The sequence below is a fragment of the Sulfurimonas lacustris genome (assembly GCF_059705355.1).
Map to the genome: position 1 here is coordinate 1,132,764 of NZ_AP046125.1, position 12,899 is coordinate 1,145,662.

General features: G+C 40.2%; 14 protein-coding genes. 2 read left to right on the plus strand and 12 right to left on the minus strand.

The genetic code is table 11. The features are described 5' to 3' along the window. Positions 1-15: 15 nt before the first annotated feature. From AC6H4V_RS05940 to folD, 11 genes are all read right to left on the minus strand, one after another. Positions 16-1,431: a leucyl aminopeptidase gene (locus tag AC6H4V_RS05940; RefSeq protein ID WP_497607890.1), complete on the minus strand. Its 1,416-nt coding sequence runs from the start codon at positions 1,429-1,431 to the stop codon at positions 16-18. A 238-nt stretch (positions 1,432-1,669) separates the two neighbouring features. After that, positions 1,670-1,891: a hypothetical protein gene (locus tag AC6H4V_RS05945; RefSeq protein WP_497607891.1), complete on the minus strand. Its 222-nt coding sequence runs from the start codon at positions 1,889-1,891 to the stop codon at positions 1,670-1,672. Beyond that, a complete protein-coding gene (locus AC6H4V_RS05950) occupies positions 1,888-2,538 on the minus strand; it encodes a zeta toxin family protein (protein ID WP_497607892.1) in 651 nt (216 codons plus the stop codon). The genes AC6H4V_RS05945 and AC6H4V_RS05950 overlap by 4 nt, the downstream gene beginning before the upstream one ends. Continuing rightward, positions 2,535-5,489 carry an Eco57I restriction-modification methylase domain-containing protein gene (locus tag AC6H4V_RS05955; RefSeq protein ID WP_497607893.1) on the minus strand — a complete coding sequence of 985 codons (2,955 nt, stop codon included), beginning with the start codon at positions 5,487-5,489 and terminating at the stop codon, positions 2,535-2,537. Before AC6H4V_RS05955 ends, AC6H4V_RS05950 begins: the two co-directional genes overlap by 4 nt. Positions 5,490-5,511: 22 nt before the next feature. Then, positions 5,512-6,708 carry a tryptophan synthase subunit beta gene (trpB, locus tag AC6H4V_RS05960; RefSeq protein WP_497607894.1) on the minus strand — a complete coding sequence of 399 codons (1,197 nt, stop codon included), beginning with the start codon at positions 6,706-6,708 and terminating at the stop codon, positions 5,512-5,514. After that, positions 6,708-7,256: an adenine phosphoribosyltransferase gene (locus AC6H4V_RS05965; RefSeq protein ID WP_497606115.1), complete on the minus strand. Its 549-nt coding sequence runs from the start codon at positions 7,254-7,256 to the stop codon at positions 6,708-6,710. Before AC6H4V_RS05965 ends, trpB begins: the two co-directional genes overlap by 1 nt. 10 nt (positions 7,257-7,266) lie before the next feature. Continuing rightward, positions 7,267-7,599 carry a hypothetical protein gene (locus AC6H4V_RS05970; protein ID WP_428730253.1) on the minus strand — a complete coding sequence of 111 codons (333 nt, stop codon included), beginning with the start codon at positions 7,597-7,599 and terminating at the stop codon, positions 7,267-7,269. A 12-nt stretch (positions 7,600-7,611) separates the two neighbouring features. Continuing rightward, on the minus strand, positions 7,612-8,049 hold the full coding sequence (rpiB, locus tag AC6H4V_RS05975; RefSeq protein ID WP_497606116.1) for a ribose 5-phosphate isomerase B: 438 nt from the start codon (positions 8,047-8,049) through the stop codon (positions 7,612-7,614). Between the two features lie 17 nt (positions 8,050-8,066). Next, a complete protein-coding gene (locus tag AC6H4V_RS05980; protein ID WP_497606117.1) occupies positions 8,067-8,744 on the minus strand; it encodes a site-2 protease family protein in 678 nt (225 codons plus the stop codon). After that, positions 8,731-9,540 (minus strand): signal peptidase I, encoded by an 810-nt coding sequence (gene lepB, locus AC6H4V_RS05985; protein ID WP_497606118.1) that lies wholly within the window; start codon positions 9,538-9,540, stop codon positions 8,731-8,733. Before lepB ends, AC6H4V_RS05980 begins: the two co-directional genes overlap by 14 nt. Further along, complete coding sequence (gene folD / locus AC6H4V_RS05990; RefSeq protein ID WP_497606119.1) at positions 9,541-10,398, minus strand: bifunctional methylenetetrahydrofolate dehydrogenase/methenyltetrahydrofolate cyclohydrolase FolD; 858 nt, start codon at positions 10,396-10,398, stop codon at positions 9,541-9,543. A 351-nt stretch (positions 10,399-10,749) separates the two neighbouring features. Here folD and AC6H4V_RS05995 point away from each other — a divergent pair, with 351 nt between their 5' ends. Next, positions 10,750-11,085, plus strand: coding sequence for a c-type cytochrome (locus AC6H4V_RS05995; RefSeq protein WP_497606120.1), 336 nt, complete (start codon positions 10,750-10,752; stop codon positions 11,083-11,085). Then, entirely contained in the window at positions 11,075-12,013 is a 939-nt protein-coding gene (locus AC6H4V_RS06000; RefSeq protein WP_497606121.1) for an HpcH/HpaI aldolase/citrate lyase family protein, read from the plus strand. Before AC6H4V_RS05995 ends, AC6H4V_RS06000 begins: the two co-directional genes overlap by 11 nt. On the opposite strand, the gene AC6H4V_RS06005 is transcribed toward AC6H4V_RS06000, so the two are convergent. Continuing rightward, complete coding sequence (locus AC6H4V_RS06005) at positions 12,002-12,895, minus strand: energy transducer TonB family protein (protein WP_497606122.1); 894 nt, start codon at positions 12,893-12,895, stop codon at positions 12,002-12,004. The two genes, AC6H4V_RS06000 and AC6H4V_RS06005, sit on opposite strands and share 12 nt — an antisense overlap. Positions 12,896-12,899 lie beyond the last annotated feature (4 nt).

Consider the following 12,899-nt stretch of genomic DNA (forward strand, 5'->3'; position numbering starts at 1 on the left):
GGGCTGTAAAAAAATCTACTTTATATCTCTTAAAAACTCACACATCAAGCGCACACCCGCACCTGTGCCGCCATAAACATTACAGTCCCACGGTGTTTCGGTGTAAGCCGTTCCAGCGATATCAAAGTGCATCCACTTGTTTTTGTTCTCTTCACGGATAAACTTGTCTAAAAACAGACCTGCCGTGATAGCTCCGCCGTAAGGCTTAGAAGCAGTGTTGCTGATGTCGGCGATTTCACTTTTGAGAAGTTTTTTGAGATGTCTGTTAAACGGCAGTGAGCTTATCATCTCTCCTGCATCGCTTCCGGCTCTGCTTATGTCATGTTTGAGTTTGTGCGAGTGTCCCATCAAGCCTGTTGTGTATTGTCCAAGAGCTATCATACAAGCTCCCGTGAGCGTTGCAAAGTCAAAGATATAGTCAGCATGAACTTTATCCTGCGCATAGTCAAGCACATCGGCTAAAACCAAACGACCCTCCGCATCCGTGTTTCTCACCTCTATGGTTGTCTTGCTTCTTGAAACAAGTACGTCATCAGGCTTGTACGCATTGCCGCCGACCATATTTTCAACCGCACCGATAAATCCATGCACCTCAACATCAAGCTTAAGTTCACTTACCGCTTTTAAGATACCAAGCACAGCGCACGCTCCAGCTTTGTCCATCTTCATCGTAACCATAGAAGTAGGCTGTTTGAGACTTAGCCCGCCGCTGTCGTATGTCAAACCTTTACCGACAAGCGTGATGACTTTTTTAGGATTTTGCGGTTTGTATGCGAGATGGATAAGTGTACTTCCATGAACAGAGGCACGCCCGACTGCCAGCATCGCACCCATATTTTCTTTTGCTAAATCATCCTCTTGAAGCACTATGCACTCAAGGTTGTTCTCTTTTGCAAGGTTGCTTGCTACGTGAGAGAGAGTTTGCGGGTTAATCTCTTGCGGCGCTTTGTTGACGATATCGCGGGTAAAGTTGGTTGCATTTGCTATGATGAGGGAGCTTGCAAAAATCTCCTCTAATTTTGTAAAATCCAAGTCGCTGGATACCAAAAAGAGACTTTCAAGCGTTGACTTTTTTTGCTCTGATTTGTAGTCGTTGAACTCATACCCGCCAAGAACAACACCCTCGACCAATGCACCTAAAACGGATTTACTTAAAATTTCGATTTTTGCACTTTGAAAGTTCGATGCTTTGAGCGCTTTGATGGCAGCGGAAGCTGCACTTCTTATGTCATCACTCTTCTTGCTATCAACACCGCAAACAAGAACACCTTTTTCATACAAAAAGCAAGTAGTATCCTGCTCCGCCTTAAACCCAGCCTTTTGCAAAATAGCAGTATGCTCACACGCCTCTAACTCATCTTTTTTTACAAAAACAACGTTCACATCCGCAACAACTTCATTCAATTCCGTCTCTAATAATTTTATATCCATCTTTTCTACTCGTATCTGTAAATTTTTAAGATAATAGCAAAAAGTGGTTAAATCTCTCTTTACTGAAATATTTTTGCATTTTTATGGTACTTTTTTTTAAGTGGGGAAGGGTGGAATGGTGTTTTCCTAGCCCCCATGCTCCTGCGTGGGAGTGTAGATTTCAGGTTGTTTTACAGTATGCATTCCCATCGAGGACGATGGGAACGAGAGGAACGTGAGGGGGCAAAACAAGTGAGGTTTAACTACTTTTTAAAATCGCGTCTTGCAGTTTTTGTATATCTTTTAAGATTGTTTGATGGATAGCCGTATCTCTTTGTAAGAGCTTTGCCTGTGCCGTTTTAAATCTTGCAGAAGTAGTAATTGTGCGAATAGCCATATATTTTGGAGAAGATTTAAACTCATTTGCTTTTTGTAACAATTCAGCTTTTATATTTTGCTGCAAATACTCTTCAACACTCATACCATCTCCTTCTCAAGCAGTTCTAAAAATCTATTTTCATCAATATTTTTATGTATTTTACCATTTTCTCTATCTAAAAGATTTAAAATGATTGCATCTTTAAAAGTAGATTTTATATAAAGCGTAGTATCAAAAGAGCCTTTCATAGTTCTTTTAACTACATCCATAGGCACTTTTCTTTTTGTTATATCTTCTCTTTTTTGAGCAAACTCATAACAGTTCTCAAATTTTCTAAATATGTAGTTTATTTCTACTACATACTCTTTATCTAGCAGTCTTTGAACATTGCTATGAGCTATAGTCGGTTCCGCAAAGTTAGAGTCCATAATAAGCGAATAACCTTTTTTAGTGGCTTTATCAAATATCCAATTCACACCCTTAGAAGCAGGTGTTTGATACTCACTAGAGTTTGTTCCGCTATATCCTATGGGTGCAAAAAAATCTCTTACTTCGTCTATATCGATATGAAGTAAAAAAGGCTCTTTGCTTTTTCGGCTTATGGCATATTCTGTTTTACCTGCACCACTTGCTCCAGCTGTAAATATAGCGATTTTAATATCCTGAACAGAGTATCCTGAAGTATATCTACTTAAAAATTCTTCTTTGTTCTCTTTTAAATATTCCAGCGCTTTTTCTTGGGTGTTCATATCAACTCCCCCTCCACGATCCTAATCTCATCTTCGCTCAAGTTGTAGAGTTTATAGACCATTTCGTCTATGGTTTTTTCGCACTCTTTGCTTCTGTTTTCTAAAGTTTCTATCTCTTTTTTGAGTTTGATTTCTCTATCAAAGTTGTTAGTTTTGACGGCTTCATCTAGCAACACTTTATACTCTTTGATTTTTTGTTTTGCCTCCAAAATCTCATCAACAAGTTTTATAAATGGTTGTTGTTTTTCTTCTTCTATTTTTGGAATAGGTATTTCTTTCAAATAAACAGTAAATGCTCTCAAACCTTTTGAGCCTAATTGTGAAGAAATAAAACCATAGTAATAATTTACAATTTTAGAATTTAATAAGGCAAATAAATATTTTGAATCACTATCTATAAAATAAACTGTATTATTAAAATAGTATCCCTCATTATCAAAAGTAAAAGTCAATTTATCAGCAATATCAGGATAGACAATTTTAACATTATCAAATTTATCTAAATAAGCACAATTTCTAAGATTGTATGGGGTTATCCCTTTATCTCCTCTTTTTGCCAATTTGTCATAATATTGGTTTAAATGTTCTTTAATAATTGGGTAATTTTCAATATTTACTGGTGGATTATTATGAGAATTTATCAACCATTTATCAGCAAAATCAAAGCTATATTTATTTATATCTCTACCTCTTACAAGAGGTTTTATAATTTCAGCACTTTTTTTATCTTTTTTAATCAATTCATTTTTTATGGTTTCATCTATAATAAAAGCTTCATTAAATCCAGTTTTTATTCCTATGTAAAAATCTATACCCCATTCTTTTAAAGGTGTTCCAATTTGTTCCATTTTCTTTTTTATATTTAACTCTTTTAAGGATACAAAAGTAAAACTTGATTTTGTTAAATCATTTTGTTTCATTTCATAACTATTTATCAAATTAATATCTACAACCCTAAAAATTGTATTTTCATTTGGAATTTGCTTTTTAAATATCGTGATGGCACTATCAACAGTTGCATCTTCAAATATTTTGACACCGTTAAAATCTGCTATTTCTTCTATGGTCATACTGTTTAAAATAAGTTCTCTTAGATTTTCTCCATATTTTGCACGGAAGAATTTGTTTGAGCAGATATAGCCTGTTATAGCGTTTGGTTTTAGCATTTTATAAGCCAGTTCATAAAAATAGACAAATAAATCTGCTGTTCCTGCGTAAGTTTCATACCGTTCTTGCAGTGCAGGTTTTAGCTCTTTTATCATCTCTTGACGGACATATGGCGGATTGCCGATAACCACATCAAAATTTCCATCTTCAAAGGGCATATTTAAAAGCGAGTTTGCGCAGACTATCTTCTCCGCCAAACTCGTAAGCTCTCTTCCTTTGTGAGCCGTTCTAAGCCACAAAGAGAGTTTTGCTATTTCAACTGCATCTTCGTTGATGTCCACGCCGTAGAGGTTGTGTTCTAGTATCTCTTTTTCTATCTCGTATCCCAAAGTCAAGTCCTCAAAAGGCAGAAGCATGCCTCGCACGAGAGTGTGTTCTTTTATGAGAAACTCCAACGCTTGGTTTAGAAATGCTCCGCTTCCGCATGCTGGGTCTAAAATCTTTAGGTTTGTGAGCCATTCACGGTAGTCGAGGATATTTTGTTTATGTGCTTGTTCTGCTTTTGTGAGTTTTTTTGAGTTTGAAGGGATTAAAATCTCGCCTCCGATGTGCAGTAGTTCTTTTTTTTCTTCGCAAAGTCTGCCCAGAGTGTTTTCAACTATGTAGCGGGTGATGTACTCGGGAGTGTAAAACACGCCGTCTTTTTTTCTTTTGCCCTGTTTTTTGTCAAAGTCCGCATTGTCTATGTCGGCTTGTATCTCTTCTAAGTCAGTCAAGCTCTGCTCAAATATATGCCCGAGTATGTTTACGCTTATCTCACTTGCAAAGTCGTAGTCGCTCAGTTTTTGCGCTTCCATATCAAGGCACTCATCATTTATGATGAGACTGTCAAGAAGTTCATCTTTTGCGAAAAGTCCGCCGTTGTAGCGGGGGATGCCTAACTTCTCATTTCCCTCGTTTATGGCGTTAAAGTAAAACTTGTAGATATCGTAAAGCGTGTAAGAGGTGAACTTTTGCCCTTTAAACTCCTCTCTTATCTCTTTGATGGTGTTGTGGCGAAGCAATCCTCTGTCTTCTGCAAATAGTATAAAGATGATGCGGTCACAGAGCTTTTGGGTAAGGCGGAGGAGGTGGGATTTTTCCATCGGAAGTGAGGCTTTAGCCTCGCCCGTGTTTGGCGGGACTAAAGTCCCACTTCCAGAATAATTATTTTTGACTATATTTTCAAAGAGATGGTTTCTAAAGATACTAAAGTCACGATAAAGCTCTTTTGAGATTTGCTGCTCAAAGTTTGCAGACTTCTCTTTTAGTTTGAGCGGCAAGCCCTCTTTTATGCTCTCGTAACTTAGCAGAAGATGAAGTTTTTTGAACTCTTCATAAGTAAGGTAAAAGAGGTTGAACTTCTCATAAGCGGTTTTTTTGTCTATATAAAATCTCAGCTCGTCAAAGTTTGAGATGATGATGTATTTTGAGTTTGAGTGCGAAGCGTGGTAGTTGAACGCTTGAGCTTCCACCGCATCTAAGTTTTTACTCTTTTGGTCTTTTAGCTCTACTATGCCTAGAATTTCGCCATTTACATAGATAACGCCGTCGGCTTTTTTGCTATCTGTTTCGTTCTTTTTTTCTCGCTCAAGGTTGAAGTTTTGAGGGTTTGTGTTGTCAAGCGTGTAGCCTAAACACTCTTCAAAGAGGTCATGCAAAAAACCGTCTTGGTACTTCTCCTCTTTGACGCTCTTTACAAACTCAACTTTTGAGAGAAAGTTTTGGAACTTGAGCCATCTGGAGGCTATCAAGTTCTCATCTTGTTGTGTACTTTTTAAAATAGAATCTTGAAATATCGCCAAAGCAACAGCTCCTTAGATGGGATTAGTCAAACTTTAAAATCTCTTTTGCCTGAATCATATCTTTGTCGCCTCTGCCTGAGAGGTTTACGATGATGAGTTTGTCTTTTATGTTTGGCATCTTTTTTAGGTATGCGACCGCATGTGCGCTCTCAAAAGCTGGGATGATACCCTCTTTACGGGAGAGCCAGACAAAGGCATCAAGTGCTTCTTTATCGGTTGCGTGGTTGTAAGTTACGCTCTTGTTTTCATAGTGAAACGCATGTTCTGGTCCGATTCCTGGGTAGTCGAGTCCTGCCGAGATGGAGTACGCCTCTTGAATCTGTCCGTCTTCATCTTGCAAAAGGTAGCTCATCTGCCCATGAAGCACGCCTGCACGCCCCTTTTCAAGGGAACATCCATGCTCATGCGTCTCTATACCTTTGCCGCCTGCTTCTATGCCGATGCACTCCACCTCTTTGTCCTCTAAAAAGTGCTGAAACATCCCGATAGCGTTGCTTCCGCCGCCGATACATGCGATAACATGGTCAGGTAAACGCCCCTCTTTTTCAAGGATTTGCGCTCTTGCTTCATAGCCGATGATAGCTTGAAAATCACGCACCATCATAGGATATGGGTGCGGTCCTGCAACCGTTCCGATGATGTAAAAAGTGTCTCTTGCATTGGTTACCCAGTGGCGGATGGCATCATTCATGGCATCTTTGAGCGTTCTGCTTCCGCTCTCAACCGCATTTACTTTTGCGCCCAGTAGTTTCATACGAAAAACATTGAGTTCTTGACGTGCAACATCTTTTGCACCCATAAATATCTCGCACTCTAAGCCTAAAAGTGCGCAAATAGTCGCCGTTGCCACGCCGTGTTGTCCTGCGCCCGTCTCTGCTATTACTTTTTTATAACCTAGTCTCTTTGCCATAAGCCCTTGAGCAATGACATTGTTTACTTTATGCGCTCCCGTGTGGTTCAAATCTTCACGCTTGAGATAGATTTTTGCGCCTAGCTCTTCAGAGAGGTTGTGCGCATAGTAGAGCGGGGAAGGGCGACCAACATAGTCTTTGAGGTAGTAGTCCACCTCCGTCCAAAAGTCTTTGTCAAAGCGGATGCTTTTGTACTCCTCTTCTAGCTTTAAGAGGGCTGGCATAAGCGTTTCAGGCACATATCTGCCGCCAAAGATACCAAAGTGTCCGTGGATAGGGTCGAACTTTGAAGCTGATGGAATATACATTAGGCTACCTCGATTAAAGAATATACAGGAGTTATAGTTTGAAGATTTTTTTGTCCCTCTAAGAAGGTAAGGGCGACGATAAAACAAGCCTCAACGCACGAAGCACCCGCTTGGTTGATAAGTCTAGCAGCTGCATTTGCCGTGCCGCCGGTTGCGATTAGGTCATCTATGAGAAGCACTCTTGCGTTTGGTTTAGCACTAAAAGCATCGATGTGAATCTCTATCTCATCAAAACCATACTCTAAAGAGTATTTTTCACTGATGGTTGTGTATGGGAGTTTTCCTTTTTTGCGAATCGGCACAAAACCGATGCCTAACATCTGCGCCAAAGCCGCCCCAAAGATAAAACCTCTAGCGTCAATCCCCGCAATGTAGTCAAGGTTGTACTCTTTGTATCTTTGGTAGAGGTGGTTCATGGTGACGCCAAAGGCTTCGGCGTTGTTTAGGAGTGTTGTGATATCTTTAAAAACAATCCCTGGTTTTGGAAAATCTTTGATATCACGCAAAGAACCTTCTATGATTTTTCTCTCTAAGTTGCTTAGTGTCATCATCTATCCTTTAAAGAAGAGCGTCTATGCGACTCTCTAGTGCTTTGATTTTGTTGTTGAGACGGTCTGTCTCTTGTCTGTGTTTTGTGTTTCTTTGCTTTAAAACTTTGAGTTCGTTGCGTAGTTTTGTAAGCTCGTCACTTAAAATATCCACATTGCCAAGCGCACGCTGAAGCTGAATCTGATACTTTCTGATAAGTATCTCTGCCTCTTGCAGCGTGAGTTTCATAAGGTCGTTGCTTCTTTGCTCTTTATTGGTAATGCTTTTGAAGTAAAACATCTTGACAAAGAGATAAATCGCAACGATAGCAAGGAGTGTTAAAAGTGACCATTCAAAAAACATACGCTTTTCCTTTTAGTTATTTATCGCTTCTATCTTAGCAACACGACCTTCATGGCGTCCACCCTCAAAGCTTCCTACAATCCAAGCGTCCAAGATAGACTCGGCAACCCCTTTGCCCACGATTCTCTCGCCAAAACAGAGCACATTTGCGTCGTTATGTCCACGAGCGACTGTCGCCGTGTAGGCATCATGACAGAGTGCAGCACGGATGCCGTGGTGGCGATTTGCTGCCATACTCATACCTATGCCCGAACCGCAAATCAAAATCCCCTGAGCCTCTTTATCCGCTAAAACAGCCTCGCAAACTTTGATAGCATAGTCCGGATAGTCAACTCTCTCTTTATCGTATGGTCCTAGGTCAACTACTTCGTGACCTTTTTGCTTAAGCAGTTCAACCGTATAGTCTTTGAGATCCAAGCCGGCGTGATCTGTAGCGATGTAAAACTTCATTTTTCTTCCTCTCTTTTTTATGGTAACAACAGACTTAAAATCATCTGCACAGGCATAAGCAACAGATAATTTTTTAGCGGTGTCATAAGAACAATTAAGACTATAATTATTCCATATCTTTCGTATTTGTAAAAGAACTCGGCGACTGAATTTATCTTGTGTTTGAGTGCAAGATGCGATAAAAAATGGGCGCCGTCAAACTGTGGAATAGGCAAGAGATTGAAAACTCCAAGCACTACATTGATAATAAGTGTTTGCAAAACAAAAAGATATACAAAAACATAAAATAGCGAATCGCTAGTTGTGGGCTGGCTCATCATCACGATAACTACAGAAGCAAGAGCTGCCAGAGTAAAGTTATAGACAATTCCCGCCAAATCTACCTGCATAGCACCGTTGTAGCCTGCATTTTTTGCTACCGTGGACATGTTGATAGGTACGGGTTTTGCCCATCCAAAGAGAAAACCGCTCTCAGCACCAAGTAACATAGGCAAAAAGTACATAGTTGCGGGAACGATGATAGTACCTACCAAATCGACATGTGAGATAGGGTTGATGGTAAGTCTGTCCGCATTTTTAGCGGTTGTATCGCCATAGATGTAGGCAACCCAGCCATGCATAATCTCATGCCCGATGATAGCTACTGCAAGCGCTAAAACAGCGGCTGCAATTTTGAGCAGATCAATAGATTCCATAATCATCTTTATCTTGTTTTTTTCTCTCTACGATAGCTTTTTGCAGATGTGCGTCATCTTCTAGGTCTGTTGGCGTTTTTCCTATGCGATCCCATCTTATCTCCCAGTTGTCATCTATGCTAAAATAGACAAACCAAGGAGTTCCCTCGATGTTATCATAAGGCACTGCACCCCAAAAACGGCTGTCGTTTGAGTGGTCACGGTTATCGCCCATCATAAAGTAGTGGTTCTCATCTATGCGAATGGGTGCAAAGTGGAAGATAGACAAAGGATACTGACCATTTTCTACGATTTTTTCATCATGGTGAATCCCTGCATGCTCTTTCATGTAAGGATTTTTTACCCAGAGTTTTCCTGCAAAAACAACTATCTCGTACCCTTTAAAGTTCTCTTCTATCCATTTATCACCCTCTTTGTGGTGGAGGTAGAGATTTTTATCCGATACAAAAAGCTCATCACCGGGGAGTGCGACACAACGCTTGACAAAGTGCTGTTTTGTGTTGTGTGGCGGTCTAAAGATGACGATATCGCCACGCTTTGGCGTATCTCCGTCCATAAGGCGAAGTTTGTCGCTCCATGGCATGATAGAGACCTCTAAAAATGGAAGATGTGGCATAGGAATACCGTAAGCAAATTTTTTAGCAAAAAGATGATCCCCGATAAGAAGCGAGTCTTTCATCGAGCCGCTTGGGATTTTAAAAGCCTGCGCAACAAAGAAGATAACAAAAAGAACGATGATAATTGTTCCCGTCCATGAGTTGGAAAATTTGTATGTTTTGTGTAGAAACTCTTTCATTTACGCTCTTTCCTCTGCATGGGCTTTTGCCGCTTTGAGTGTGTTGCTTAGAAGCATAGCGATAGTCATAGGACCAACGCCTCCTGGAACTGGGGTGATATAAGAGCATTTTTTGCAAACATTTTCAAAATCCACATCGCCGACAAGTTTGCCATCATCCGCACGGTTGATACCGATATCAACGATGATAGCACCCTCTTTGACCATATCTTCTTTGATAAGGTTTATCACACCTGCACCGACAAAAATCATATCCGCGTTGAGCGTGTGTTTTTTCAAATCATCTGTAAAGATATGGCAAATCTCAACAGTCGCATTTGCATTGAGAAGAAGTGAAGCCATCGGTTTTCCAACGATATTTGAAGCACCGACAACAACGCAGTTTTTTCCCTTGACATCGATGTTGTACTCGTTTAAAAGCTCCATAACGCCCAGTGGAGTACATGGAACAAAGCCATCAAGCCCAGTGGTGAGTCTTCCAACATTGTATGGATGAAAACCGTCCACATCTTTGCTTGGCTCTACAAGCTCTAAAAGTTTGGTTGTGTCGATATGTTTTGGAAGAGGAAGTTGGATAAGAATACCGTCTATATTTGGGTTGTTGTTCATCATTTTGATGGTGTTTTCAATGGCAGATTGTGAGATATCGCTTGGCATCTCATGTGTTACGGAGTAAAAACCGACTCTGTCGCACGCCTTTTTTTTCATGTTAACATACGCTGCACTTGCAGGGTCTTGTCCCACTAAAATGACCGCCAACCCAGGAACTAAACCCGTCTTGTTTTTTAGCTCTTTTACTTCATTTACAACAGTAGTTTCTATCTTTGCCGCTAACGCTTTTCCATCAAGAAGTTGCATTAAAAGTCCTTAAATCTAAATAACTCCAACTTCAGCAATAAGAAAATAGCTCTAGTGCTAGGCAGATTTTCGCAGGACTAGCTTTGCTAATTCAAGAAAATCTAACGACGCAATAGGGCTATTTTCTTATTGCCCGAAGGGAAGTTTAAAAAGAGGGCTACTGCTTCGTTAAAACTTTTTGCAGCACAATAAGTGCAACTGCAAAGTTTAGCCTCACATTAGCCCTCTTTTTAAGCTTCTGAAGTTGGGGTTATTTAGACTTAAGGACTTTAAACCTCATAATATAATTTTTTTGTTATTATACCTTTATATATTAAAAGGTCGCTTTATATGAGGAATCTGTTTGTATTGATGTTGTTTTTGCCGTTTTCTCTTTTGGCGCAAAGCAGTTTTATAACTCCTATGGAGTATGCTTCATCACTTTACAAAAATCCAAGAGGCATAGGGTGTCATAAGTGTCATGGGGAGTTTGGAGAGGGTAAAATAGTTGCAAAATATGAGCACAAAAAGGAACAGAAGAGTTTTGTTGGTCCGCGCATTAACAACATAGACTTCAACAATTTTTATCGCGCCCTAAATGTGAGAAAAAATGGTATGCCGAGATACTTTTTAACACCAAAAGAGATTCAATCGCTCTATTTTTACCTCCAAGAAAAGAAAAAAGAGGAGAACGCAAATGTTAAGTAATATAGAAAAAGTACGAGATGCGTATGAGAGAAGAGATTTGGCAGCGCTGGATGCTTTGGCAGAGCCAACACATAGAGCAATCAACCCAAGAAAAGATTTTCGCTCCGCTTTGATGCTCTCATGCCACAATCTCGACCATCTTTTGAAGATAGACTCGTTAGACGCTGACTGCATCATCTTAAATCTTGAAGATGGAGTAAGTAAACAAGATAAACCTTTCGGGCTTGTTTTATGTGCGCTCTTTCTTGCCCATCATAAGCAGTGTAACAAAAAACTTGTTGTGCGTGTCAATGCCCTGCTTGAGGGAGGATACGAAGAGATAGCGTACCTCAACCAGTTTATGCCAGACGCCATCCGAGTTCCAAAGATTAAAACAAAAAAAGAGGTTGAGACTGTTTATGAGCTCTTGGATGCCAAAACAGAACTGCATCTCTCCATTGAGACAAGTGAGGCATGGAACAACCTTACAGAGCTAAAAATTGATAGAAAAGTGACCACTTTTTACCTCGGCATATTAGACCTTTTTGCAGATATGCGCCTCCCTCAAGCGCTTATCACAAGGGACAACCCTGCTGTACACTATATCCTCTCCCATTTTCTCATTACATGTAAAGTTATCGGGGTAAAACCTGTCTCTTTTGTCTATCAAGAGCACAAAAATATGGAGGAGTTTGCTCTGTGGCTTGAGCTAGAAAAAAAGATTGGGTACGATGCAAAAGGGTGTCTCTCGCCATCGCAAGCAGTGCTTGTCAATGAGATGTTTCAAGATAGCCAAAAAGAGATGGCAAGAGCAAAAAATATCATCAAACTCTTTGAGCTCAAAAGAGCAGAGGGGATTACAGGTTTTGAAGATGACAATTACGGCTTTATCGATGAGCCGATTTATAAAGGTGCGCTAGCGCTCCTTGAGAAGATTTTATCTCGCTAGATTATAAAATACGTTGTAGCGCACAAGTATCTTCTCATCGGGTCTTGGATAGCGGCTGTATGCAAACTCAATAGTCTCTTGCGTTGTCTGGTCAAGCACATGGTATCCGCTTGGTTGTAAAAATTTAAAGTCCGTCATATCTCCATTTGGATGGAGGTAAAACTCTACTATATTTACCTTGTTGACGTTCATATCGTGGCGTATATTGACGCGTGCAACTCTGTTTAAAATCTCTTGCGTGATGCGGCGCATAATCTCTTGGTTGTCTATGAGATACTTCTGCTGCCCTTGAGTAAGTTTACCAAACTCATCCCCATAAAGCTCCCTTAAATCTGCATTGCCAACGCTACTGCCGCTTTTTTGCTTTGCCTTTTCCTCTTTTGTCTCTTGCACCGATTTGTCTTCATGCATCCAAGCTAGCGGATCACTAGATGTATCTTTTGTCTCTTTCTTTGTTTTGTCTGCCTCAAGGGGTATATATGGCTTTTCCGGCGGAAGAGGTTCTACTTTTGGGGTAGGTTCTGCTTTTGCCTTCTCTTTTTGCACCTCTTTTTTAGGCTCATTAAGTTTTGGAGGTTTTTGCGATTGTACTTTTTTTGGTTCATACTTTATAGGCGGTTTTGGCGCACTCTGAAGCATCTCTTTGAGCTGACTTCCCTTTGGCATCGGCGGTGCAATATCAGGCTGTTTTTGGGCAACTTCTTTTACCTCGCCCGCATCTTTAAATTTTTTAGGCATCTCTTTGAGAGAAACTTTTATCTTGTTCTCTTTTTTTTCCTCTTTTTTTATCTCTGGTGCCATTGTACCGAGTAACCAAAAGAGTAAAAGCACTAAAGTATGTACTAAAAATGCAACAAAAAGAGCAAAATAGGAGCGATTCAAGTGA

Bases quoted from the DNA above. Each gene is read 5' to 3' on its own strand.
- AC6H4V_RS05940 (WP_497607890.1), bottom strand. From the start codon at position 1,431: ATGGATATAAAATTATTAGAGACGGAATTGAATGAAGTTGTTGCGGAT.
- AC6H4V_RS05945 (WP_497607891.1), bottom strand. From the start codon at position 1,891: ATGAGTGTTGAAGAGTATTTGCAGCAAAATATAAAAGCTGAATTGTTA.
- AC6H4V_RS05950 (WP_497607892.1), bottom strand. From the start codon at position 2,538: ATGAACACCCAAGAAAAAGCGCTGGAATATTTAAAAGAGAACAAAGAA.
- trpB (WP_497607894.1), bottom strand. From the start codon at position 6,708: ATGTATATTCCATCAGCTTCAAAGTTCGACCCTATCCACGGACACTTT.
- AC6H4V_RS05965 (WP_497606115.1), bottom strand. From the start codon at position 7,256: ATGACACTAAGCAACTTAGAGAGAAAAATCATAGAAGGTTCTTTGCGT.
- AC6H4V_RS05970 (WP_428730253.1), bottom strand. From the start codon at position 7,599: ATGTTTTTTGAATGGTCACTTTTAACACTCCTTGCTATCGTTGCGATT.
- rpiB (WP_497606116.1), bottom strand. From the start codon at position 8,049: ATGAAGTTTTACATCGCTACAGATCACGCCGGCTTGGATCTCAAAGAC.
- AC6H4V_RS05980 (WP_497606117.1), bottom strand. From the start codon at position 8,744: ATGGAATCTATTGATCTGCTCAAAATTGCAGCCGCTGTTTTAGCGCTT.
- lepB (WP_497606118.1), bottom strand. From the start codon at position 9,540: ATGAAAGAGTTTCTACACAAAACATACAAATTTTCCAACTCATGGACG.
- folD (WP_497606119.1), bottom strand. From the start codon at position 10,398: ATGCAACTTCTTGATGGAAAAGCGTTAGCGGCAAAGATAGAAACTACT.
- AC6H4V_RS05995 (WP_497606120.1), top strand. From the start codon at position 10,750: ATGTTGTTTTTGCCGTTTTCTCTTTTGGCGCAAAGCAGTTTTATAACT.
- AC6H4V_RS06000 (WP_497606121.1), top strand. From the start codon at position 11,075: ATGTTAAGTAATATAGAAAAAGTACGAGATGCGTATGAGAGAAGAGAT.